A 24,493-nucleotide genomic window follows, 5' to 3' on the forward strand; every position below is an offset into this window, starting at 1 on the left:
CTCGCGTTTCTTATGTAAAAGAGCGAGGAGATTCAGGTTGAAATTTCATTTTATACGTAAAGGAGCCATGTGCAATGTCAAGGCGTAGAGGGATTATGTCATCGAAGCTGAAAGAAGAACTGGCTAAAGAACTTGGTTTTTACGATACTGTACAAGCAGAAGGCTGGGGCGCTATTCGGGCAAAAGACGCAGGCAATATGGTGAAGCGAGCTATAGAGCTTGCACAGCAGCAGCTAAAGCAATAGCATAGTGAAAATTAATGCTTATACGACTATTTAAAGTGAAATGAGGAAAACCGAAGTGTATAACCGCTTCGGTTTTTTTGTCCCAAAATGAAAGATAAAACAGAGGATTAAACAAAGATGTTTAAATGAACAGCTATATCTTGTTCATTTTATGATAAAATAGCGTTAAACTCGATAAGATGAAGTAGGTGAAGTAAGTTGAAATTAATGGTGAAAGCACCGGCTAAAATAAATTTGTCACTTGATGTGTTACATAAACGTCCAGATGGTTACCATGAAGTTAAGATGATTATGACAACAATTGATTTAGCGGACAGAATTGAACTTTCTGACCGTGAAGATGGACGAATTGTTATCTATTCTCATAATCGCTTTGTTCCAGATGACCAGCGAAATCTCGCTTATCAGGCAGCGCAGATTTTGAAGCGACGTTATAACATTTCAAAAGGTGTAAATATATTAATTGATAAACATATTCCAGTAGCTGCTGGATTAGCTGGAGGCAGCAGTGACGCGGCTGCTACATTACGCGGTTTAAATACGTTATGGGAATTAGGGTTGTCATTAGACACACTTGCACAAATAGGGGCTGAGATTGGCTCTGACGTATCTTTTTGCGTGTACGGAGGGACAGCTCTTGCTACAGGGCGCGGAGAGATTGTAGAGCATATTGAGGCACCTCCAAGCTGCTGGGTGATTTTGGCTAAGCCTGAAATAGGTGTTTCTACAGCAGATGTATATCGAAACTTAAAAATTGAAGAGATGGATCATCCTAAAGTAGATGAGATGGTTCACGCCATACAATCAGGAAATTATGATCAAATGTGTAGCCTTGTAGGAAATGTATTGGAAGCAGTAACGCTGAAAATGCATCCGGAAGTAGCTCTCATTAAAGAACAAATAAAGCGTTTTGGCGCCGATGCTGTGCTCATGAGCGGCAGTGGGCCAACTGTATTTGGACTTGTACAGCATGATTCACGTATGCATCGCATTTATAATGGATTACGTGGCTTTTGTGATAAAGTTTATGCAGTTAGGCTACTAGGTGAACGAATAACGCTTGAATAAATCCGTATGTTAATGTTATATTTACATTACAATATTCGGATTTTCAGGAGGATGTTATGAAGTTTCGACGTAGTGGACGATTAATTGATATGACCAACTATTTCATTCAAAACCCTCAGCGCCTTATCCCTCTTACGTATTTTGCAGATAAATATGATTCCGCAAAATCATCTATTAGCGAAGATATGGCGATTATTAAACAAACTTTTGAACAGCAGGGTATCGGAACTTTGGTTACGCTACCAGGGGCTGCCGGCGGAGTTAAATTCATTCCAAAGATGACGAATAAAGAAGCTGGTCAGCTTGTTCAAGAATTATGTGGGTTGATTGAAAAACCTGAGCGTTTACTGCCAGGTGGATATTTATATTTAACTGATATTTTAGGGAACCCCCGCGTTGTGAATAAAATCGGTCGCTTGTATGCATCGCTTTTTGCTAACCGCAAAATCGATGTGGTGATGACTGTAGCAACAAAAGGTATTCCTATTGCGTATGCGGTTGCTCAGTATTTAGACGTGCCGGTTGTTATTGTGCGCAGAGACAGTAAAGTAACTGAAGGATCGACCGTTAGTATTAACTACGTGTCGGGTTCATCTAAGCGCATTCAAACGATGCTGTTAGCTAAAAGAAGTTTAGCGGTGGGGTCAAATGTACTCATCATTGATGATTTCATGAAAGCTGGCGGTACTGTAAATGGAATGGTTAGCTTGCTTGAAGAGTTCGATGCAACTGTTGCTGGTATTGGAGTTTTAGTAGAATCAGAAGATATTGAAGAACGTTTAGTGGATGAGTATGTGTCCCTTGTACAATTAACAGATGTAAATATCAAAGATAAACAAATTCGTGTACAAGAAGGCAATTACTTAAAATATATTTGATCAAGTAAGGGAGAGGAACATATGTTACAGGTTCAAACAAAAAATGCACCGCAAGCTATTGGTCCATATTCACAGGGAATTGTTGTGAATAACTTGTTTTACAGTTCAGGTCAAATTCCACTTCGTCCAGATGGTACGTTGGTCGAAGGAGATGTTCAAGTACAAGCTACTCAAGTATTTGAAAATCTAAAAGCAGTTCTTGAAGAAGCTGGAGCTTCTCTAAATACAGTTGTAAAGGCAACCGTGTTCATTAAAGATATGAACGACTTCGCAGCGTTAAATGAAGTCTATGGCGACTACTTCGGGGACCATAAGCCGGCACGTTCATGTGTAGAAGTTGCGAGACTACCTAAAGATGTACTTGTTGAAATTGAAGTTATTGCGCTTGTTAAAGGGTAATTAAATTAACAAATTTCTAACAAAAAGCAAGTAACTTCCAATTGTTCACTTTTTTTGCGAAAATTTTCTAAAAATTTTTTCTGAATAGCAGGAAAATACAAAATTCTGTGGAATTAAGTATGTAAAGCTTCGCATAGAAAAAGGTGGTGAACAAGATGGAAGTAACTGACGTAAGATTACGCCGCGTGAACACTGAAGGACGTATGAGAGCGATTGCTTCAATCACATTAGATGGTGAATTTGTTGTTCATGATATTCGTGTGATTGATGGTAATAATGGCTTATTTGTAGCCATGCCAAGTAAACGTACACCGGATGGTGAGTTCCGTGATATTGCACATCCAATCAATTCAAATACTCGCGGAAAGATTCAAGATGCTGTTTTAGCAGAATATCATCGTTTAGGTGAGGTAGAAGTTGAATTCGAAGAAGCGGGTGCTTCGTAAACATATGATACATTAAGAGTCTACTGAAAAGTAGGCTCTTTTCTTTTTGATTACCACTTATATAATTTCACACCTTTGTAAAACTTTAGCATTACCAAAAAATAAAATTCATGACTTATAAATGATTCCTTGAAATGCTGTCATTTTTGATATAATATTCTTAATGGATAAAAAGGTAAAATTGGAGGCCTGTTATGTCAAAAAGATATGCAGTCATATTGGCAGCTGGTCAGGGTACACGTATGAAGTCATCTTTATATAAAGTGTTACACCCTGTGTGTGGCAAACCGATGGTGCAACACGTAATTGATCAGTTATCACGTTTGGATTTAACAAGTTTAATTACAGTTGTAGGTCACGGTGCCGAAAAAGTGAAATCACATGTTGGAGATAAAAGCTTATTTGCTTTACAAGAAGAGCAGTTAGGAACAGCTCATGCAGTAATGCAAGCAGAATCTTTACTTGCACATGAAAAAGGTACGACAATTGTTGTATGTGGAGATACTCCGCTTATTACAGCTGAAACAATTGAATCTTTATTAAAGCATCATGAAGCAACAAATGCAATGGCAACTATTTTAACAGCTCATGCAGAAGATCCAACAGGATATGGACGCATCATTCGAAATGAACAAGGGTCTGTTGAAAAGATTGTGGAGCATAAAGATGCCACAGAACAAGAGCGTCTTGTACAGGAAATTAATACTGGTACGTATTGTTTTGATAATGAGAAATTATTTGAGACACTTTCAAAAGTTTCAAATGATAATGTACAGGGAGAGTATTATTTACCTGATGTTATCGAAATTCTAAAAAATGAAGGTCAAATTATTTCTGCATATCAAACATCCGATTTTGCTGAAACATTGGGCGTTAATGATCGATTTGCTCTGTCTCAAGCAGAAGAAACAATGAAAAAGCGCATCAACAAGCAGCATATGTTAAATGGAGTGACGATTGTGGATCCTTCTAACACGTACATTTCAGCAGATGCTGTCATTGGCAGAGATACGGTTATTTATCCTGGTACGGTTATTCAAGGAACAGTTGTAATTGGAGAGAATTGTGAAGTAGGACCTAACAGTGAAATTAAAGACTGCAAAATAGGTAATAATACTTCTATTCGCCATTCTGTTGCTCACGATAGTGAAATTGGTCACGAAGTCACAATTGGCCCATTTGCACATATTCGTCCTCAATCATTAATTGGAGATGAAGTGCGCGTAGGAAACTTTGTAGAAATTAAAAAAGCATCTTTTGGCAAAGGTAGCAAAGCTTCTCATTTAAGTTATATTGGAGACGCAGAGGTCGGAAAAGGTGTAAACTTAGGGTGCGGATCTATTACAGTTAACTACGATGGGAAAAATAAATTTTTAACAAAGATTGAAGATGGGGCATTCGTAGGATGTAACTCAAACTTAATTGCACCTGTAACAATTGGTGAAGGCGCCTATGTTGCAGCTGGTTCAACCGTAACGGATGATGTGCCAGGAAAAGCATTATCAATTGCTCGTGCGAAACAAGTAAATAAAGAAAACTATGCTGAAAAGCTTGATATTAATAAAAAATCCTGACGGAGGTTTCACAATAAAATGTCAAATGTATATGCTGATGAAAATTTAAAGTTATTTACGCTAAATTCAAACAAGGCTTTAGCTGAAGAGATCGCAAAAGTAATTGGTGTGGAATTAGGTAAATGTTCGGTTGATCGTTTCAGTGACGGTGAAATTCAAATTAACATTGAAGAAAGTATCCGTGGTTGTGATGTATTTATCATTCAATCAACAAGTGCTCCAGTTAACGAACACTTAATGGAATTATTAATTATGATTGATGCATTAAAACGTGCATCAGCTAAAACAATTAACATCGTTATGCCTTACTATGGCTATGCTCGTCAGGATCGTAAAGCTCGTGCACGTGAACCAATCACTGCCAAATTAGCAGCAAATATCATTGAAAAAGCGGGAGCTACTCGTATTATCACATTAGATTTACATGCTCCTCAAATTCAAGGTTTCTTCGATATTCCAATTGACCATTTAGTAGGTGTTCCAATTTTAGGTGAATACTTCAAGAGTAAAAACCTTGATGACGTTGTTGTTGTATCTCCGGACCATGGTGGCGTAACGCGTGCTCGCCGTTTAGCGGAACGTCTAAAAGCGCCGATCGCTATCATTGACAAACGTCGCCCACGTCCAAACGTAGCAGAAGTTATGAACATTGTTGGACAAGTGGAAGGAAAAACAGCAATCTTGATTGATGACATGATTGATACAGCTGGTACAATTACAATTGGTGCAAGTGCATTAATTGAAGCAGGTGCAAAAGAAGTATATGCTTGTTGTACACACCCAGTACTTTCAGGCCCTGCGATTGAGCGTATTCAAAACTCTACAATCAAAGAGTTAGCTGTAACAAACTCTATTGCTTTAACAGAAGATAAGAAAATTGATAAAGTAACAGAACTTTCAGTAGCTCCGTTAATCGGTGAAGCGATTATTCGTGTTCACGAAGAGCAATCAGTTAGTACATTATTTGATTGATAAAAAGAACCTCTTTCCATTTGGAAAGAGGTTTTTTTGAAAAAAATTTAAATGTGCCAACCCTTGATTTTAAAGCGCTTTGGATGGAATGCACAAAGATATATTACTGTTCAAACTGGGTTTCATGTTTAGCAACCTTCTAAAAAGGGTACATTTTAAGTAGAAAACATACTGGAAGGTGAATAAAATGAGTATTTCAATTCAAGCAAATAAAAGAACGGATTTCAAAAATTCTACAAATAGAAAGATTCGCGACGAAGGAAACTTCCCAGCGGTTGTTTACGGAAATAAAACAGAATCCACACCTATTTACTTAAACAGTGCTGATTTTATTAAGACTATTCGTGAAGCAGGACGCAATGGAGTGTTAACGTTACAAGTGGATAAGCAAAAATATTCCGTAATGTTACATGATATTCAAACTGATCCATTAAAAAACGAAATTATCCACGCCGATTTCCAAGTGATCGACATGAAGAAAGAAATTGATACTGAAGTTTCTTTATCTCTAGTAGGAGAAGCAAAAGGAACAAAAGAAGGCGGCGTATTACAGCAGTCTTTATATGAAATTTCATTAAAAGGCTTGCCGCAGGATATCCCATCGTCTATTGATGTAGATGTATCAGAGTTAGGAATTAATGATACAATCACAGTAGCGGATATTAAGGTAGATAAAAAGCTAGAAATTACGCATAATGCAGAAGATACAGTTGCTTCTGTGCTACCTCCTCAACAGGAAGAAGAGCCGGACAGCGGCGAAGTTCAGGATGCTGAAGGCGATGTTGAAGCAACAAAAGAAAAAAATAACGAAGAATAATATAAAAAGACGTAACCAAAAGGTTACGTCTTTTTGTGTGAATTGATTATAATAAAAGTGATACTATATAGTAATGTAAAACATTAAAGACATTTACCTATTATGTACAACTTACATAGAGTGGAAAGGAGTATCTATTTTGAAATTAATCGTTGGTTTAGGGAATCCTGGAAAAGAATATGACCGTACCCGTCATAACATAGGATTTATGGCAATTGATAAAATTGCTGAACAGTTTATGATTTCACTAGATAAAACAAAGTTTAGCGGAATATATGGAACAGGTATAATAAAAGGAGAAAAAGTCATATTATTAAAGCCTCTAACATATATGAATTTATCAGGAGAAAGTATTCGCCCGTTAATGGACTATTTTGATATAGACGTCGAAGACTTGCTTGTTATTTACGATGACTTAGATTTACCGTGCGGAAAAGTAAGATTGCGTACAAAAGGAAGTCCGGGCGGCCATAACGGAATAAAATCAATTATTCAGCATTTAAAAACCCAAGAGTTTAACCGAATTCGTATTGGAATCGATCGTCCGAAAAACGGTATGAAAGTAGTTGATTACGTACTAGGGCGCTTTACAGAAGATGAAATGGTTCATATGGAAGAAGCGATGAAAACGTCTATACACGCGAGTGAAGATTTTTTAGGTAAACCGTTCTTAGAAGTAATGAATCGCTATAATTAAGTAGAATAAAATTTCTCTCAATCGTCCATACTAACACTAAAAGATTTGGGAGGATTTGTATGTCTATTCATTATTTCTGTAGACATTGTGGCGCAAAAGTCGGTATGATAGAAAAGACAGCTCACAATACAGAAGCACTCGGTTTTAATCACCTAACCGCAGATGAACGAAAAGACTTTATTCACTACCATAATAGTGGAGATATCGTGGTTAAAATTATTTGTGAAGACTGTCAAGAAGCGCTAGAACGAAATCCAGACTATCATCAGTACGAAACATTTATACAATAAAAAGCTTTGGTCTCAAACCAAAGCGTTTTTCTGTTTAGTTTAGACATATCATGGGAGGAGGGAATTCCTTTGCGAGGGATTAGACAGCAATTTGAAGAAAATAAAGAAATTGGAGCTGTTGTCAGCAGCTTAGAAGAAGGTTTGAAAGAACAGTTAGTAACGGGAATTTCCGGTTCAGCTCGATCTGTATTAATGGCACTCTTAAATGAGGATAAAAAATACCCTTTATTAGTAGTGACTCATAATTTATATCAAGCTCAAAAAGTGTATGAAGACCTTTTGCATCTTTTACCGGAAAAAGACGTTTTCTTATACCCTGTTAACGATTTAGTTGCTACAGAAGTGGGGATTGCAAGTCCAGAATTAAAGGCTCAGCGAATTGAAGTACTCAATTATTGGAGTCAACATACAGGTGGAGTAGTTGTAACACCGCTTGCAGGAATTCGAAAGCTGCTGCCTCCTAAAGCAAGATGGGAGCAAACACAGCTGCCGTTTCAAATGGGAATTGACATCGACGTTGATCATTATTTAAAAAGGTTAGTTGAGTTGGGCTATGAGCGGGCATCTATGGTTTCAGCTCCGGGTGAGTTTAGTGTGCGCGGAGGAATCATTGACGTTTATCCGTTAACAGAAGAGCTACCTGTCCGAATTGAGCTATTTGATACGGAGATTGATTCCATTCGTACTTTTACAATCGAGGATCAACGCTCTCAAGAGCAGTTAAAAGAAATTTCAATCGGTCCTGCTACGGAAATCATTGTGAACCAAAATGAAGTGGCCCAAGGAATTGAAGAACTAGAAGCACAGCTGGCTTCGACGCTGCAACAAGTAAAAAACGCAGCGCTAAAAGCTACCTTAACAGAAAATATTAAAGGTGAAATCGAACAGCTGCGTCAAGGTCAGCTTCTTGAAAATATGTTCAAGTATTTATCATTCTTCTACGAATCGCCTGCTAGTTTACTAGATTATTTACCAGAAGGCGGCCTTGTCATCTTTGATGAAACCACTCGAATTCAAGAAACGTCTGATCAGCTTGAAACAGAGGAAGCTGAATGGATAACCGAATTATTAGGACAGGGGCAAATTGTTCGAGACGTTCAATTATCTCATAAGCTCCCATCTCTTATTCAGCGAGCAAAACATCAGTTTTTATACTTATCGTTATTTTTGAAGCACGTATCGTATACGAGTCCGCAAAATATTATTAATATTTCATGTAAGCAGATGCAGCAGTTTTACGGCCAAATGAACTTATTAAAAAGTGAAATTGAACGTTGGAAAAATGCTAATTATACGGTAGTCCTCTTAGGAGCAGATAAAGAGCGCGTGAAAAAACTTGAAGGTGTGCTAGCAGATTATGATATTGATTCATCTATTTTAGATGGAAATGGTCAGCTTGTGCCAGGTCTTGTTCAAATTATTGAAGGCGATTTACAAATGGGCTTTGAACTGCCGATGCAAAAATTAGCTGTTTTAACCGAGGAAGAATTGTTTAAAAAACGGGTAAAGAAATCAAAGCGTCGTCAAAAGCTTTCCAATGCAGAACGTATTAAAAGCTATTCAGAGTTAAACGTAGGTGACTATGTCGTTCACGTGAACCACGGTATTGGCCGTTATTTAGGAATGGAAACGTTAGAGATTAACGGTAATCATAAAGATTATATCCATATCAAATATGAAGGCTCTGACAAGCTGTACGTTCCTGTTGAACAAATTGATCAAGTACAAAAATATGTAGGCTCTGAAGGGAAAGAGCCAAAAGTATATAAACTTGGCGGAAATGACTGGAAGAAAGTGAAACGAAAAGTTGAGTCTTCTGTTCAAGATATCGCTGATGACTTAATTAAACTGTATGCAGAGCGTGAAGCAAGTAAAGGTTATGCATTTTCCCCGGATGGCGATTTACAAAGAGAATTTGAAACAGCTTTCCCTTATCAAGAAACCGAAGATCAGCTTCGTTCTGTACAAGAAATTAAAAAGGATATGGAACATGAAAGACCAATGGATCGTTTGCTTTGTGGAGACGTTGGATATGGAAAAACAGAAGTAGCCATTCGTGCTGCATTTAAAGCTGTGACAGATGGAAAACAAGTGGCTATTTTAGTGCCAACCACTATTTTAGCTCAGCAGCACTATGAAACCATCCGTGAGCGTTTTCAAGACTATCCAATCAACATTGGGCTATTGAGCCGTTTTCGCAGTCGTAAACAGCAGCAAGAAACAATTAAAGGGCTAAAAAACGGGACCGTAGATGTGGTGATTGGTACACATCGTTTACTATCTAAAGACGTGATTTATAAAGATTTAGGATTGTTAGTTATCGATGAAGAGCAGCGTTTTGGTGTAACGCACAAGGAAAAAATCAAGCAAATGAAAGCAAACGTTGATGTCCTTACACTTACAGCAACACCTATTCCACGAACATTACATATGTCTATGTTGGGCGTAAGGGATTTGTCTGTTATTGAAACGCCGCCTGAAAATCGTTTCCCGGTTCAAACATATGTAGTGGAGTATAATCCGGTTTTAGTTCGTGAAGCGATTGAGCGTGAGTTAGCGCGTGATGGCCAAGTTTACTTTTTATATAATCGCGTAGAAGATATTGAACGAAAAGCAGAAGAAATTTCGATGCTCGTGCCTGATGCTAGGGTAACGTATGCCCACGGAAAAATGAATGAAACCGAACTCGAAGCGGTTATCTTAAGCTTTTTAGAAGGCGAATATGACGTGATTGTGAGTACAACCATTATCGAAACGGGAGTAGATATTCCCAATGTAAATACGCTTATTGTCAATAATGCTGATAAGATGGGATTATCACAACTGTATCAATTAAGAGGGCGTGTAGGTCGTTCAAATCGTGTGGCATATGCGTACTTTACGTATCACAAAGACAAAGTACTGACAGAAGTAGCTGAAAAGCGTCTGCAAGCTATTAAAGAATTTACCGAATTAGGTTCTGGTTTTAAAATTGCTATGCGTGATCTTTCAATACGTGGTGCCGGAAACTTACTGGGTGCTCAGCAGCATGGATTTATCGATTCTGTCGGTTTCGATCTCTACTCGCAAATGCTTAAAGAAGCGATAGAGGAAAGACGCGGGTCTGACGGAGAAAGTGTGAAATTTAATGTGGAAATGAATCTGGACTTAGACGCATATATTCCTGATCAGTACATTACAGACGGCCGCTTGAAAATTGAGATGTATAAGCGCTTTAGAGGAATTGAAGCACTAGAAGATATTCAAGAATTGCAGGATGAAATGATTGATCGTTTTGGAGAGTATCCGGCTGAGGTTGAGTATTTGTTTAAAGTAGCTGAAACAAAAGTATATGCAACGCAGAACTTAGTAGAATCTATTCTTCAGTCAAAACAAGAAATTTCTATTCTGTTGTCTGAAGAAGCGAGCTCAACGGTAGACGGCCAAAAATTATTCATGCTAGGTGATCAATTCGGCAGAATGGTCAGCTTAGGTATGGAAGGCAAGAAAGTAAAATTAGTGGTTAATGTAAAAGGACTTGCTCAAAAAGAATGGCTCAATATTGTGTATCAGTTAGTAAAAGGAGTAGCCACTGTTAAAAAAGAACAAGTTACGAATTAAAACAGGCAAGACAAAAGTATTTTAGTTAAAGGAAAATCCGAACGATAAATTGAGGTTCTTAATAAAGAATCCAACTCGTTCGGATTTTTTTATTGATATGGTGAACGCAGGTTTCATGTATGTGCTGCTTCTAGATGGTGATTGAAGGACAAGACAAAGACTCCCGCGGGAAAAGCGGAAAGCGAAGTCTTGCACGGAAATCAGCAGCGGTGTCTCAAGCGGTTTACCTCATGTTTCCTAGTTGTTCATCTTTAGGCGAGATAGGTTTAGTTATGTCTCAGCCCCTTTTGTATAGTCAAATAAAAAATATCCAAATCCCCATGTTTTGGCGGTTTTTTGGACATTTTTTTAATAAAAGCACACTTTTTAACAAAAAAAGAGATGGTTGGTGAATAGAAGTTGTAGAGTGAAGAATACTAACCTCAACAAAGGTGAACCTTTTATCATATAGCCATCAGTGATATTCACCAACTATTTTAATCATCATATGAAAGAGAGGCTTCAATGAATGAAAGCAACAGGTATTGTTCGTCGTATTGATGATTTGGGTCGCGTTGTGATTCCAAAAGAAATTAGAAGAACGCTTCGCATCCGAGAGGGAGATCCGCTAGAGATTTTCGTCGATCGCGATGGAGAAGTTATTTTAAAGAAATATTCGCCAATTAGTGAATTAGGAGACTTTGCAAAAGAGTATGGCGAAGCGCTATACGATAGCTTAGGTCATCCTGTACTTATTTGTGACCGCGATGTATTTATTGCGGTAGCAGGAAGTTCTAAAAAAGAATACTTAAATAAAAACATTAGTTCGTTAGTGGAATCTGTTATGGAAAGCCGCAGTTCTTCTTTAGTAACTGATGGAAAAAACCTTGAATTTGTCGATGGATACGAAGAAAATATTTCTTCTTACACAATCGGTCCGATTATTGCAAATGGAGATCCGATTGGAGCTGTTGTCATTTTCTCAAAAGATAAGTCCCTTGGTGAAGTAGAGCATAAAGCGGCCGAAACAGCAGCTAGCTTCTTATCTCGTCAAATGGAGCAGTAAGCGTAATTATCTTTATTTTACATTATCTACTGAAAAGGTAGCAGTTTCTGCTGCCTTTTTTCATGCTGTCTTACCTTAGAAATAAAGAGAACATGATATAATGGTACGGTATTTTATTTATTGGAAAGTGCAGGATGTTTTATAAGAACAAAGCTCTATTCTATTGCGGCTAGCGGCTAATAAAAAGAGTTGTTCACATCATTACAAGCTGCAGGTGAAAGGTGTAGGAATGCAGAAACAATCAAAGCTCTATTCTATTTTTAACGGCGCCATTATTTTAACGCTCGCGGGTTTATTTACGAAAATCTTAAGTGCCACTTATCGTATTCCATATCACCATATTGCGGGAGATATAGGGTTTTATATCTATCAGCAAGTTTATCCGCTATATGGAATTGCGCTACAGCTAGGTACATATGGTTTCCCTGTAATTATTTCAAAGTTAGTAGCTGATTATGGGGCAACAAATCGGAGAAAGGAAATACGGGGAATACTTCAAGTTTCATTTGCTTTTTTGTTTGTAGTAGGCTGCACGATATTTGCGCTCGAATATATCTTTGCAGAAACAATCGCTGAGTGGATGGGAGATCGGGAGTTAACGATTCTCATTCAAATTATTTCATTTTCCTTTTTACTTATTCCGTTTATTGCTGTTATTCGTGGTTATTATCAAGGATTATATAATATGTTTCCTACAGCGCTGTCTCAAATCGCAGAACAAGTTGTGCGAGTAGGGACTATTTTGTATCTATCTATTTTCTTTGTGCAACATGGGTATGGTCCTTATACTACGGGGGCGGGAGCAATTTTTGGCTCCATAACAGGCGGTCTAACATCTCTTATTGTTTTGTTTTTATTTGTTTTTAGAACAAAGACAAATTCTAAGGGAATGTTTCAACGCATAAAGAAAGCAGACGTCAAAAAAATAGTAAAAGTCCTGGTTATTCAAGGTTTATTAATTTGTATTAGCGGTATGGGTCTGCTGTTTATCCAGCTTATTGACTCCTTTACTTTATATTCTAGTCTAACGGCGCACGGCATGGCTGAAGAAGCAGCACAAATTTTAAAAGGTATTTACGACCGCGGTCTTCCGTTGATTCAATTAGGTACAGTAGTAGGTACAGCTTTTTCGCTTTCGCTTGTACCTGTTATTTCTTCAGCCATTGCGAAAAAGAACTTGTTATTTGTGGTTGAAAAAGTTCAGCTGTCTCTCCGTCTATCGCTTGTAGTCGGAGTTGGAGCAGCTTTTGGCTTGATTGCGCTGATGAAACCCATTAATATGCTTTTATACAGTGACTCCCACGGAACGGACGTTTTACAAATTTTGAGCTTGTTAGTTATATTTACAACAGTAGCAGCAACTGCTGGAGCTGTGCTGCAGGGGATGGGAGCTGTTTTCGCGCCTGTAATAGCCGTCATCGCTGGCATGGCAGTCAAACTGATATTGAATCTTTGGCTAATACCAGATTTTCAAACCATAGGAGCAGCCATTGCTTCCTCAGCTGGATTCGCTATCGTTGCAGCAATCAATCTATTTTGTCTGTATAAAAAGTTAGCTGTACCTCTTGTTCCGAAAAAGGTGAGTGGAGGTATTTTTATAACGGGCATAGCAATGGTCGTTCTTTTGCAAAGCTATTTATTTTGTTTACATCACTTTGTATGGTCTAATGGTTTAGATACAAGCAAACAAGTGGTTGAAACAGGAGCTGGTGTTTTAATAGGCGGTTTGTTTTATTTGTTTATCATTATGAAACAACACATTTTTACCGAAGAGGAATTACGTTTACTTCCAATGGGAAGTGTTTTAGCTAAATACGTATTAAAAAATAAATAAGAAGGTGAAGCAATGACAGGTAAAGTAACAGTTATTGGTTTAGGAGCAGGCGATTTAGAACAGCTACCTGTAGGCATTTATCGCTTGCTACAGCAGGAAAAGCATATTTATATGCGCACAAAAGAACATCCTGTAATCAAAGAATTAGAAAGTGAAGGCTTGACGTATGTATCCTATGATGACGTATACGAATCTTATGATGCATTTGAAGAGGTATATGAACATATATCAAATGATTTAATCGATAAAGCTTCAATAGAAGAAGTGGTGTATGCCGTTCCTGGGCACCCTTTAGTGGCAGAACGTACGGTTCAATTACTTTTACAAAAAGGAAAAGAACGAGGCATTCCTGTTGAAATTAAAGGAGGACAAAGCTTCTTAGACCCAATTTTTGGTGCGCTAAAGATCGATCCTATCGAAGGGTTTCAGCTGCTAGACGGAACAGATTTAAAGCGAAGCGAAATAGAGTTAACCGGTCATGTTCTAATTGCTCAAGTGTACGATCAGTTCGTTGCTTCAGAGGTAAAGCTAACGCTGATGGAACACGTTCCTGATGATTACCTCGTTTATATTGTAACAGCAGCAGGAAGCAGTGAAGAAAAAATCCAGCCGGTCAAGCTGTATGAATTGGATAGAGAAATGTCGCTCAATAACTTAACGACTATTTATGTGCCTCCCGTAGCAGACGAAACAATTTTATATCATCAATTTGACTCGTTCAGAAGGATTATTGCCACGCTCAGAGGGCCAAACGGATGTCCTTGGGATCAAAAACAAACGCATGAATCGCTCAAGCGCTATTTGCTAGAAGAGTCATATGAGTTATTAGATGCAATTGACCGTCAAGATGACGATAATATGATTGAAGAGCTCGGTGATGTATTGCTGCAAGTATTGCTTCATGCCCAAATCGGTGAAGATGAAGGAATGTTTTCAATTGATGATGTCATTCGCAGTGTTTCAGAGAAAATGGTAAGACGCCATCCGCATGTATTTGGGGAAGTGAGCGTGAATGATGCAGATGAGGTCTTAAAAAATTGGGATGAAATCAAAAAAGAAGAAAAAGGAGAGGAACCTTCTTCTCTGTTAGCTTCTGTACCTGGGGCTATGCCTTCTTTAATGAAAGCGCATGGATACCAAAAACAAGCTGCAAAAGTTGGTTTCGATTGGTCAGAAGTTGAACCTATGTGGGAAAAAGTACAGGAAGAACTTGCTGAATTCCAAGAGGAAGTACAGCATGCTGATAAAGAAAAAATGAGCGATGAATTTGGAGATATTTTATTTGCTTTAGTGAATATTGCAAGGTTTTATAAAATTGACTCTGAAGCTGCATTAGCTAAAACGAATACAAAATTTTTAAATCGATTTCAATATATTGAAGAAAAAGTGAGAGCTTCTGAAAAACCATTTGAATCTTTTTCGTTAGAAGAGTTAGATGAATTTTGGGAAGACGCCAAAAAAACAGGTTTGTAAAACAGAAAGGTGAGGGAATTATGAGGTTAGATAAATTTTTAAAAGTATCACGTTTAATTAAGCGCCGTACATTAGCAAAAGAAGTATCAGACAAGGGCCGTATTACCATTAATGGTATCGTTGCAAAAGCAAGCACAAATGTGAAAGTAGGAGATGAGTTAGCGATCACATTTGGCACGAAGAAAATTACCGTTAAAATAGAGGCTCTTCAAGAAGCAGCTAAAAAAGAAGAAGCAGCTAATTTATACTCAATTGTCAAAGAAGAGCGTATTTCATCTGAAGTATAACTGATGAAGGCTTGTTCTAAATCACCTTTCTCATTCATATGTTTTAAACAACAGATAACAAGAGCGAATGCTCTTAATGAATGAGGTGGGGATGAAGATATGAGCCAATTTTACGAAACAAGCAATTCAAACAAAGACCATACTCCAAATCATGATTTAGTGATGAAGGGTCGGCGTCTCTTAGATATCACGGGTGTGAAGCAGGTAGAGAGCTTTGACAATGAGGAATTTTTACTTGAAACAGTGATGGGTTTCTTGTCAGTTAGAGGGCAAAACCTGCAAATGAAAAATTTAGACGTTGATCAAGGAATTGTATCGATAAAAGGAAAAATCTTTGATATAGTTTACTTAGATGAGAACCAATCGGAGAAGGCTAAAGGATTCTTTAGTAAGTTGTTTCGATGAGTTTAAACATTCAGCTCTATACAATGCTTGCGATGGTATCGATGGGAAGCGGTTTAGGTGCTTCTCTCGATACTTATCGTTACTTTGTTAATCGCTCTAAATCACGCCCATGGTTTGTATTTGTGAATGACGTGTTGTTTTGGATGGTGCAAGCTCTTCTCATTTTTTATGTGTTGTTTTTAGTGAATGAAGGAGAACTGCGTTTGTATGCGTTTCTTGCTTTGTTTTGCGGCTTTGCCGCGTATCAAAGCTTATTTCAATCACTGTATTTAAAAGTATTAACATTTACTGTCTCGAGCGTATTAAGTTTATATCGAGGTGTTTTAACGCTTAGTAATATTTTTTTGGTCAAGCCTATCCGCTTCTTTATTCATATTTTAGTTGTAGTCGCTTTAGGGATCTATCGAGCTGTTCATAAGCTGCTCGTATTCTGTCTAAAGCTTATTTACGTACCGACCAGGTGGCTTCTTTTCATATTTTGGAGAATGATGCCTAAACCTGTAAAACGATTTTTACATATGGGTTTTCGGTATATAGAAGGAATTTACAATCGTGCAAAGAATATGATAATGAGAATTGTTGCATGGGTGAACACTTTAAAAAACAAGGGGGACGACTAATTCAATGAGTGCGGTACGAAAAAAAAAGGTCGCGAAGTTAAATACTGATTATAGCCATAAACAAGAGCAAATTAAACAAAATACAGATCGAAAGCGTATCGGTTTAATTAGGCGTTTGACTGTTTTCGGAGTGTTGGCCTTAATCATTGGTGGATTGATGGTATCAGCTTTAATTACGCAAACCTCAGCTATTGAGAACAAAAAAGCTGAGAAGGTGAAATTAGAACAGCAGCTGACAAAATTACAAAGCAAGCAAAAACAGTTAAAAGGTGAAATCGTCAAGTTAAATGACGATGATTATATTAAAAAGATTGCCCGCAGAGATTATTTTTTATCAGAAGACGGGGAAATTATCTTTAATGTAAAAAAAGACTAAACGTATGGTTCGTTGACAGTGTATTTTTGCTTTTTGTATAATATAATAAATTGATTTCTTTTATCATTTAAGGAGGAGCATTTTTTTTATGTCAATCGAAGTAGGCAGCAAGTTACAGGGAAAGGTAACAGGTATTACGAACTTTGGAGCTTTTGTTGAGTTACCAGGAGGTTCAACAGGCTTGGTTCATATCAGTGAAGTAGCTGATAATTACGTAAAGGACATTAACGACCATTTAAAAGTGGGCGACGAAGTTGAAGTCAAAGTAATTAACGTTGAGAAAGATGGTAAAATTGGTCTTTCAATTAAGAAAGCGGTAGACAAACCAGAACGTCCAGAAAGACCAGAGCGTCCTGCAAGAGCGCCACGCTCAGACCGTCCACGTGATTCACGCCCACAACGTAATAACAATCGTGGTGGCGGTAATGATTTCCGTACAAAAGAAACATTCGAACAAAAAATGAATCGTTTCTTAAAAGACAGTGAAGAACGTTTATCTTCCCTAAAACGCCATACCGAATCAAAACGCGGTGGACGCGGTGCAAAACGCGGTTAACTTGCTGCTTATATCAAATAGATAGCGAGTTTTGGAAAGTGCCTTTTATCTAAAAGGTGCTTTTTTTATATGTAAAAAAGAGTAGAAAAAAAGCATGTACTGTTGTACATGCTTTTTGATGACCCGTACGGGATTCGAACCCGTGTTACCGCCGTGAAAGGGCGGTGTCTTAACCGCTTGACCAACGGGCCTTTATTCGAGTAGCGGCGGAGGGGATCGAACCCCCGACCTCACGGGTATGAACCGTACGCTCTAGCCAGCTGAGCTACACCGCCATTATACGTTCTCTAAAAGACATTTATAATAATATAAAAAAGAAGGGTTATTGTCAATAACTTTTTTGTTATTTTTATAGACTATTATTTGCTTTTAAAAAAGAATGATGATTATAGGCTTTCTCTGAGGCAAACAGTATCTCTGATATTTTTTAAATTGCCATGTAAGATTGTACATCTTTTTGTATAGTTTTCAATATAATACTAGAAAATAGTCGAACGATTATAGGTATTTTGCTAGTCCGTTTGACAAAATTTCACCTTTCGTCGCGATATAATAATGAATAAGTATAATTAGCGGGTGGTGGGAGAATGCAAAAGACGGAAAGAGATTTTGCAAGTCCAACAACAGAGGCGGTATTTAACCGAACTAGATTAGAAATGTCCCGTGTGTTTACAAAGGCGGGTATGAAAACGGAAAAGGTGTTATTTCAATGGGGATTGTTGCTGCTAGTCGTAGGTTTTTTATTAGGACGAGCGTTAATTTTAATGAAAATCATGCCATTTGCTTTGCCATTCTTTGCAGCTGTAATGGCTATAAAGAAAGAAAAAGCACCATTGGCAAGTTTAGCCGTATTGGCAGGGGCATTTAGTGTTTCCATTCAAAATGGAGGTACCGTATTTGCTACACTATTTGTTTTCTTACTAATTCATCGATTTAGCGGCATACTGACAATGGATCCGTTAAAAAAGCTGCCGTTCACTGTATTTAGCGCGATGTTACTTACAAAACTAACTATTTTTTATGTGTTTACCAAGGAATTCACCATGTATGATTTTACATTTGTGGCAGTAGAAGCAGGGTTGAGCTTTATCTTAACCATGATTTTCTTACAAAGCGTGCCTTTAATTTCATACCGAAAGCGAAAACAATCATTAAAAACAGAAGAAGTGATTTCTCTAATTATTTTGTTGGCATCTGTTATGACGGGGACAATAGGGTGGATGATTTACGGGCTTTCGGCTGAACATATATTATCTCGTTACTTAGTATTAGTTTTTGCGTTTGTATCTGGCCCCACGATAGGAGCTACGGTAGGGGTCGTAACGGGTTTAATTTTAAGCTTCGCGAATGTTTCTAGTTTGTACGAAATGAGTTTACTCGCCTTTTCCGGCTTACTTGGAGGACTTTTAAAAGACGGTAAAAAGCTAGGGGCAGCTCTTGGGCTGGTTGTTGGTTCATTGCTAATCGGCCTATATGCTCAGGCTGATCAAGGATTGACGACTAATTTGTATGAATCACTGACGGCTGTTGTCCTATTTTTATTAACCCCATCTTTTGTTTTGAAAAACTTGAGTAAACTAGTACCAGGGACATCTGAAAACATGCTTGAACAACAGCAGTACGTGCGTAAGATCCGAGATGTAACAGCGAATCGCGTAGAACAGTTCTCAAATGTTTTTCAAGCACTTTCCAAAAGCTTTACGCAAAATGGGTTTTATGATGAAAAGCCAAGCGCCGATAAAGAAGTTGATTATTTCTTAAGCAGCGTTACCGAAAGGACATGCCAATTTTGTTTTAAAAAAGAACAATGTTGGGCACAGCAGTTTGATACAACCTATGAATATATGAAGGAAATTATGCTTGAAGTTGATAATGGCACTCTTGAACAAAATCCAAGACTAATTCGAGAAATGGACAAACATTGTGTGAAATCGAAAAAAGTCATCGATGTGATTGAGCATGAACTTACGTATTTTAAAGCGAATCAGCACTTAAAAGCCCAAATTCAAGAAAGTAGAAGGATTGTAGCAGAACAGCTTCACGGTGTTTCTGAAGTCATGGGGAATTTTGCAAAAGAAATTAAGCGAGAGCGCGAAAATTTAAATGTACAAGAAGAACAGATTTTAGAAGCTCTTCGTAACTTTGGGATGGAAATCAATCAAATTGAAATTTATAGCTTAGAACCTGGAAATGTAGATATTGAAATGTGGGTACCATATTGTCACGGAAGAGGAGAATGCGAGAAGATTATTGCGCCAATGCTTACAGATATTTTAGGTGAAAGTATTGTAGTAAAGAACGAAGAATGTGCTAAATATCCTCAAGGCTATTGCCACGTTTCGTTTGGCTGTACAAAAGCGTACGTTGTTGATACAGGCGTAGCACATGCTGCTAAAGGCGGAGGGTTTGTATCCGGTGACAGCTACTCCATGATTGAGCTAAACGCTGGTAAGTATGCACTAGCTATTAGCGATGGTATGGGGAATGGAGAGCGTGCCCACTATGAAAGCAGCGAAACGCTTCAGCTGTTAAAACAAATTTTACAAACAGGAATAGAAGAGACAATTGCAATTAAATCGATTAACTCTATTTTATCGCTGCGTACAAACGATGAGATCTTTTCTACGTTAGATTTAGCGATGATCGACTTACAAGATGCCAATGTAAACTTCTTGAAAATCGGTTCTACGCCAAGCTTCATCAAACGTGGAGATAAGGTGATTAAAATACAGGCAAGCAATTTGCCAATGGGCATTATTGAAGAATTTGAAGTCGATGTTGTGAATGAACAAATGAAGGCCGAAGACTTATTAATTATGATGAGTGATGGCGTATTTGAAGGACCAAAACACGTTGAGAACTACGAAATGTGGATGAAGCGAAAAATTGGCGAGCTTCAAACAAACGATCCACAAGAAATTGCAGACTTAATTATGGAAGAAGTTATTCGAACAAAATCAGGTTTAATTGAAGATGATATGACGGTAGTTGTGGCAAAGCTTCAGCACAATACCCCGAAATGGTCATCGATTCCTTCTTACGCTTATCGTAAAAAAGCACAATAGTTAGATAGAAGTATATTTTATCTCCTCCTCGTCTATCATGTTAATACTGATAATGAGGAGGGGATTTTTTTTATGAAAAAAGGTACATTGAAACAGATGTTGGTCATTACGGACGGTGGTTCGAATACAGGTGAAGATCCGGTAGCAATGGCAGCACTAGCTAAAGAACAAGGGATTAGTGTAAACGTTATTGGTGTGATGGAAGAGGACACAATTGATGAGCAAAGTACGAATGAAATAGAAGGCATTGCCATGTCAGGCGGTGGCGTGAGTCAAATTGTTTACGTAAAACAGCTATCTCAAACTGTTCAAATGGTTACAAGGCAGGCAATGACGCAAACACTTCAAGGTGTTGTAAATAAAGAACTTCAGCAAATTCTAGGTTCCTCTAATTCAAGATTAGAAGAGTTATCTCCTGAGAAGCGAGGAGAAATCATGGAAGTTGTTGATGAACTTGGGGAAACGGTTGACTTAGAGATTCTTATTTTAGTTGACATGAGCGGAAGTATGAAAAATAAGCTTCCTACTGTAAAGGAGTCGCTGTTAGATTTATCGTTAAGCTTGAATGCTCGCATGGGGCATAATCAATTTTCAATCTTTTTATTTCCTGGGAAAAAGAAAGACGTAGAGAAGCTAATGGACTGGAATCCAAGGTTAGAGTCGCTTTCAACGATTTTTCCGAAACTAACAGCAGGAGGTATTACGCCTACTGGACCGGCTATCAAAGAGGCTACTCATTATTTCACCAAAAAGCGCTCATTGAGAGGGTTGTTAAAAAATAATGAACAATACATTGAAGAATCAGGTATGTAACCTATCTCCGGGAACAGAAATTCAAGGAAAATGGCATCACGTCCATTATAAAATTCTTGAGAAATTAGGCGTGGGGGCAACTGGAGTTGTCTATTTAGTTCAATTAGTAAACGGGACGCTAGCAGCGTTAAAAATAAGCTTTTCCAACATGTCCGTTACAGCAGAAGTGAATGTGTTAAAAAAGCTCTCTCAAGTCAAAGACAAAGTGCTAGGACCACGCTTACTTGATGTAGATGATTGGAGCTACGGTTCTCATGCTCTTTCTTTTTATGTAATGGAGTATGTGAAAGGGCAGCCTCTCCTTTCCTTTATCTCAACAAGAGGGACAGAATGGCTGCAAGTATTTGCAAGTCAGCTCTTAACAGACTTAGAAAACCTTCATGAAGAAGGATGGGTATTTGGTGATTTAAAACCAGAAAACCTGGTCGTAACATCTAACCCCGTAAAAGTTCGATGGATTGACGTAGGAGGAACAACTCTGCAAGGGCGGTCAATAAAAGAATTCACCGACTTTTATGATCGAGCGCACTGGGGGCTTGGCTCCCGAAAAGCAGAACCAACCTATGATTTGTTTGCTGTATCTATGGTTTTGATTCACGCAGCTTATGGCAAGCGAATTAATAAAACGGACAAACCGGCTGAACAATTAAAACAATTTATATTAACAACAAAGCAGTTGGAACCTTTCGGGGACGTTTTATATCAAGCGGTTACGGGAAAGTATAAGTCAGCTAAAGAAATGAAAACAGAGGTGTTATCGGTCGAAAAAAGAAGAGGGGCAAAAAGTAAAGGAACAAAGCCTCAAAACGTTCGTCAACCGTCTGCCCCTCGTGTTAAAGTAAAGAAGAAGCGTTCTCACGTGTTAGAGACGCTACTACTTTGTACGTCTGTAATGTTGATTTATATTTTGTATCTATTTATTCAAGTGCTATAAAGTTTGGAGAAATTGTGAAACTTTCCTTATAGTCATTCGTATAAAGTAAATTAATGATACATTATTGCGTGTACATTATAAGGATGAGTCATTCTTATGGAAAAGCAAGTGAACAATTTTATGACAAAACATCAGTTATTATCCGCAGGCTCTACAGTGGTTGTAGGTATTTCTGGTGGTCCTGATTCTTTAGCACTGCTGCATTTCTTATGGAGTCTGAAAGAGCAAAAATCTCTCACGATTATTGCTGCTCATGTTGATCATATGTTCCGGGGCGAAGAGTCACAGCAAGATATGGAATATGTGCAGAACTACTGCAAACAATTGAATATTAAATGTGAGGCGAAGCAGATTGATGTTACTGCCTATCAGAAGGAAAGAAAGTTATCTTCTCAAGTAGCAGCCAGGGAATGCCGCTATACATTTTTTACTCATGTTATGAAGAAGCACAAAGCATATTTTCTTGCATTAGGACATCACGGAGATGATCAGATTGAAACGATGTTAATGCGAATGGTCCGAGGCAGTACGATGAATGGATACGCAGGGATGCAGCCCAAGCGGCCATATGCGGATGGATTTATTATTAGGCCGTTCCTAGCCGTAACGAAAGAAGAAATCAATCGCTACTGTAAGCTACATGGGCTTACCCCTCGGATTGATCCGAGTAATGAGAAAGACTCGTACACGAGAAATCGGTTTCGTCATTACGTTTTGCCATTTTTAAAGCAAGAAAACGCAGTTGTACATGAAAAATTTCAACAATTTAGCGAGAACTTGCATGAAGATCAAGCATACTTAGAGGAATTAACGACCGATGTGATGAATAAAGTAATGAGAAAGAAATTGCAAAATGAAATTCTCATCGATAGAGATTGTTTTCTAAGGATACGCAAGCCTTTACAAAGGCGTGGTATTCAACTAATATTAAACTATCTCTATAAAGAAATTCCTCCAACCCTTTCCTCAGCGCATGTTGACATGTTAGTAGGATTTTGCGAAAGTGAAAAACCGTCTGGGACGCTTGACTTTCCAAATGGTTTACGTATTATCCGATCTTACAACGACTGTCTTTTCACCTTTAATGAGGGGAACATTGAGCCATATGAATTTATTGTTCCGATTCCAGGGGTCGTCGAGCTTCCAAATGGTCACCAGCTTATTTGTGAAATACATAATAAAGTCGAAGATATAAGAGGAAACGATGTTTTTCTTTTAGATGAAGCTCACGATTTACAATCATTAAAGGTAAGGACACGAAAAAATGGCGATAAAATGCGAGTAAAGGGCATGAAGGGACATAAAAAAGTAAAGGATATTTTTATCGATGAAAAAATCCCTTTACACTTCAGAGATCATTGGCCGGTAGTGGAAGATAGCCAAGGAACTATTTTGTGGCTACCTGGTTTGAAAAAATCTGCTTATGAACTGCATACACATAAGTCCAGATATGTTATTTTATACTATAAGTAGCGAAAACTTCTAGGAGGCAAGTAAGGAATGAAGCAGGATATTCAAGAAATTTTGATTTCAGAAGAAGAAATACAACAGAAAGTAAAAGAATTGGGTAAGCTATTATCTGAGGAATACGCTGACCGTTTTCCTTTGGTAATCGGTGTATTAAAAGGCGCTATGCCTTTTATGTCTGATCTAATTAAGCGTGTTGATACATATTTAGAAATGGATTTTATGGATGTATCAAGTTATGGCAATGCGATGGTTTCTTCTGGTGAAGTAAAAATCCTAAAAGATTTAGATACATCAGTTGAAGGTCGAGATATTCTTATCTTAGAGGATATTATCGACAGCGGCTTAACGCTTAGCTATCTTGTAGAGTTATTCAAGTACCGTAAAGCTAAGTCAATTAAGATTGTCACACTCTTAGACAAACCAACAGGTCGTAAAGCATCTATTAAAGCAGATTACGTTGGATTTGAAGTACCTGATGCATTCGTAGTAGGGTATGGATTAGATTATCAAGAAAAATATCGTAACCTGCCGTATATTGGGGTTCTTAAACCGCAAGTATACAGCAATTAATAAGCACATATCCAAGTGCAATTTATTGGATAGGATAAATGTTCTATGTTAGTATTGAA

The 24,493-nt window shown here is 37.8% G+C and carries 24 protein-coding genes and 2 tRNA genes; 24 read left to right on the plus strand and 2 right to left on the minus strand.

Features of this window, described 5'->3' with window-relative positions; translation table 11 throughout:
- The first annotated feature begins 74 nt into the window (after positions 1-74).
- The 19 genes from AC0C45_RS28525 to AC0C45_RS28615 all read left to right on the plus strand — a co-directional run bounded on the left by AC0C45_RS28525 (position 75) and on the right by AC0C45_RS28615 (position 17,582).
- Positions 75-245: a small, acid-soluble spore protein, alpha/beta type gene (locus AC0C45_RS28525; RefSeq protein ID WP_472929209.1), complete on the plus strand. Its 171-nt coding sequence runs from the start codon at positions 75-77 to the stop codon at positions 243-245.
- A gap of 198 nt (positions 246-443) precedes the next feature.
- Complete coding sequence (gene ispE, locus AC0C45_RS28530) at positions 444-1,313, plus strand: 4-(cytidine 5'-diphospho)-2-C-methyl-D-erythritol kinase (protein ID WP_016762701.1); 870 nt, start codon at positions 444-446, stop codon at positions 1,311-1,313.
- A gap of 56 nt (positions 1,314-1,369) precedes the next feature.
- Positions 1,370-2,191, plus strand: coding sequence for a pur operon repressor (gene purR, locus AC0C45_RS28535; RefSeq protein WP_047932853.1), 822 nt, complete (start codon positions 1,370-1,372; stop codon positions 2,189-2,191).
- Positions 2,192-2,212: 21 nt separating this feature from the next.
- Entirely contained in the window at positions 2,213-2,590 is a 378-nt protein-coding gene (locus AC0C45_RS28540) for a RidA family protein (protein ID WP_013054863.1), read from the plus strand.
- Positions 2,591-2,745: 155 nt separating this feature from the next.
- Positions 2,746-3,036, plus strand: a complete 291-nt coding sequence (gene spoVG, locus AC0C45_RS28545) for a septation regulator SpoVG (RefSeq protein ID WP_013054864.1) — start codon at positions 2,746-2,748, stop codon at positions 3,034-3,036.
- 194 nt (positions 3,037-3,230) lie between these two features.
- On the plus strand, positions 3,231-4,610 hold the full coding sequence (gene glmU / locus AC0C45_RS28550; protein ID WP_013081340.1) for a bifunctional UDP-N-acetylglucosamine diphosphorylase/glucosamine-1-phosphate N-acetyltransferase GlmU: 1,380 nt from the start codon (positions 3,231-3,233) through the stop codon (positions 4,608-4,610).
- 18 nt (positions 4,611-4,628) lie between these two features.
- Positions 4,629-5,582: a ribose-phosphate diphosphokinase gene (locus tag AC0C45_RS28555; RefSeq protein WP_013054866.1), complete on the plus strand. Its 954-nt coding sequence runs from the start codon at positions 4,629-4,631 to the stop codon at positions 5,580-5,582.
- Positions 5,583-5,769: 187 nt separating this feature from the next.
- A complete protein-coding gene (locus AC0C45_RS28560) occupies positions 5,770-6,399 on the plus strand; it encodes a 50S ribosomal protein L25/general stress protein Ctc (protein WP_440401164.1) in 630 nt (209 codons plus the stop codon).
- Between the two features lie 139 nt (positions 6,400-6,538).
- Positions 6,539-7,096 (plus strand): aminoacyl-tRNA hydrolase, encoded by a 558-nt coding sequence (gene pth, locus AC0C45_RS28565; RefSeq protein ID WP_034654924.1) that lies wholly within the window; start codon positions 6,539-6,541, stop codon positions 7,094-7,096.
- 59 nt (positions 7,097-7,155) lie between these two features.
- A complete protein-coding gene (locus tag AC0C45_RS28570; RefSeq protein ID WP_013054869.1) occupies positions 7,156-7,386 on the plus strand; it encodes an anti-sigma-F factor Fin family protein in 231 nt (76 codons plus the stop codon).
- Between the two features lie 69 nt (positions 7,387-7,455).
- Complete coding sequence (mfd, locus tag AC0C45_RS28575; protein ID WP_237893255.1) at positions 7,456-10,986, plus strand: transcription-repair coupling factor; 3,531 nt, start codon at positions 7,456-7,458, stop codon at positions 10,984-10,986.
- Between the two features lie 508 nt (positions 10,987-11,494).
- Positions 11,495-12,031 (plus strand): stage V sporulation protein T, encoded by a 537-nt coding sequence (spoVT, locus tag AC0C45_RS28580; RefSeq protein WP_013054872.1) that lies wholly within the window; start codon positions 11,495-11,497, stop codon positions 12,029-12,031.
- A 229-nt stretch (positions 12,032-12,260) separates the two neighbouring features.
- Positions 12,261-13,865, plus strand: a complete 1,605-nt coding sequence (locus AC0C45_RS28585) for a putative polysaccharide biosynthesis protein (protein ID WP_047932863.1) — start codon at positions 12,261-12,263, stop codon at positions 13,863-13,865.
- A 12-nt stretch (positions 13,866-13,877) separates the two neighbouring features.
- Entirely contained in the window at positions 13,878-15,338 is a 1,461-nt protein-coding gene (yabN, locus tag AC0C45_RS28590) for a bifunctional methyltransferase/pyrophosphohydrolase YabN (RefSeq protein ID WP_013081346.1), read from the plus strand.
- Between the two features lie 20 nt (positions 15,339-15,358).
- Complete coding sequence (locus AC0C45_RS28595; protein ID WP_013054875.1) at positions 15,359-15,625, plus strand: RNA-binding S4 domain-containing protein; 267 nt, start codon at positions 15,359-15,361, stop codon at positions 15,623-15,625.
- A gap of 99 nt (positions 15,626-15,724) precedes the next feature.
- Entirely contained in the window at positions 15,725-16,030 is a 306-nt protein-coding gene (gene yabP / locus AC0C45_RS28600) for a sporulation protein YabP (protein WP_013054876.1), read from the plus strand.
- The gene (gene yabQ, locus AC0C45_RS28605; protein WP_016762708.1) at positions 16,027-16,650 is read left to right on the plus strand and encodes a spore cortex biosynthesis protein YabQ; all 624 of its coding nucleotides are present in this window, start codon (positions 16,027-16,029) and stop codon (positions 16,648-16,650) included. The genes yabP and yabQ overlap by 4 nt, the downstream gene beginning before the upstream one ends.
- Positions 16,651-16,654: 4 nt before the next feature.
- Complete coding sequence (locus AC0C45_RS28610; protein WP_013054878.1) at positions 16,655-17,026, plus strand: FtsB family cell division protein; 372 nt, start codon at positions 16,655-16,657, stop codon at positions 17,024-17,026.
- 88 nt (positions 17,027-17,114) lie between these two features.
- The gene (locus AC0C45_RS28615; RefSeq protein ID WP_013054879.1) at positions 17,115-17,582 is read left to right on the plus strand and encodes a S1 domain-containing RNA-binding protein; all 468 of its coding nucleotides are present in this window, start codon (positions 17,115-17,117) and stop codon (positions 17,580-17,582) included.
- A gap of 119 nt (positions 17,583-17,701) precedes the next feature.
- Here the strand turns inward: AC0C45_RS28615 and AC0C45_RS28620 are convergent.
- Together AC0C45_RS28620 and AC0C45_RS28625 are read right to left on the minus strand one after the other, a co-directional pair.
- Positions 17,702-17,773: transfer RNA gene (locus AC0C45_RS28620), tRNA-Glu, on the minus strand.
- Between the two features lie 10 nt (positions 17,774-17,783).
- Positions 17,784-17,857: transfer RNA gene (locus tag AC0C45_RS28625), tRNA-Met, on the minus strand.
- Between the two features lie 312 nt (positions 17,858-18,169).
- Between AC0C45_RS28625 and spoIIE the strand changes: the two genes are divergently transcribed.
- From spoIIE to hpt, 5 genes are all read left to right on the plus strand, one after another.
- Positions 18,170-20,647: a stage II sporulation protein E gene (gene spoIIE, locus AC0C45_RS28630; RefSeq protein ID WP_013054880.1), complete on the plus strand. Its 2,478-nt coding sequence runs from the start codon at positions 18,170-18,172 to the stop codon at positions 20,645-20,647.
- Between the two features lie 63 nt (positions 20,648-20,710).
- The gene (locus AC0C45_RS28635) at positions 20,711-21,460 is read left to right on the plus strand and encodes a VWA domain-containing protein (RefSeq protein ID WP_256656515.1); all 750 of its coding nucleotides are present in this window, start codon (positions 20,711-20,713) and stop codon (positions 21,458-21,460) included.
- Positions 21,429-22,394, plus strand: coding sequence for a protein kinase domain-containing protein (locus AC0C45_RS28640; protein WP_034654932.1), 966 nt, complete (start codon positions 21,429-21,431; stop codon positions 22,392-22,394). Before AC0C45_RS28635 ends, AC0C45_RS28640 begins: the two co-directional genes overlap by 32 nt.
- 96 nt (positions 22,395-22,490) lie before the next feature.
- Positions 22,491-23,867, plus strand: a complete 1,377-nt coding sequence (tilS, locus tag AC0C45_RS28645; protein WP_472929210.1) for a tRNA lysidine(34) synthetase TilS — start codon at positions 22,491-22,493, stop codon at positions 23,865-23,867.
- A 27-nt stretch (positions 23,868-23,894) separates the two neighbouring features.
- Positions 23,895-24,434 (plus strand): hypoxanthine phosphoribosyltransferase, encoded by a 540-nt coding sequence (hpt, locus tag AC0C45_RS28650; RefSeq protein WP_013054884.1) that lies wholly within the window; start codon positions 23,895-23,897, stop codon positions 24,432-24,434.
- Positions 24,435-24,493: the final 59 nt, after the last annotated feature.

It is taken from the genome of Priestia sp. VA7, assembly GCF_055710015.1.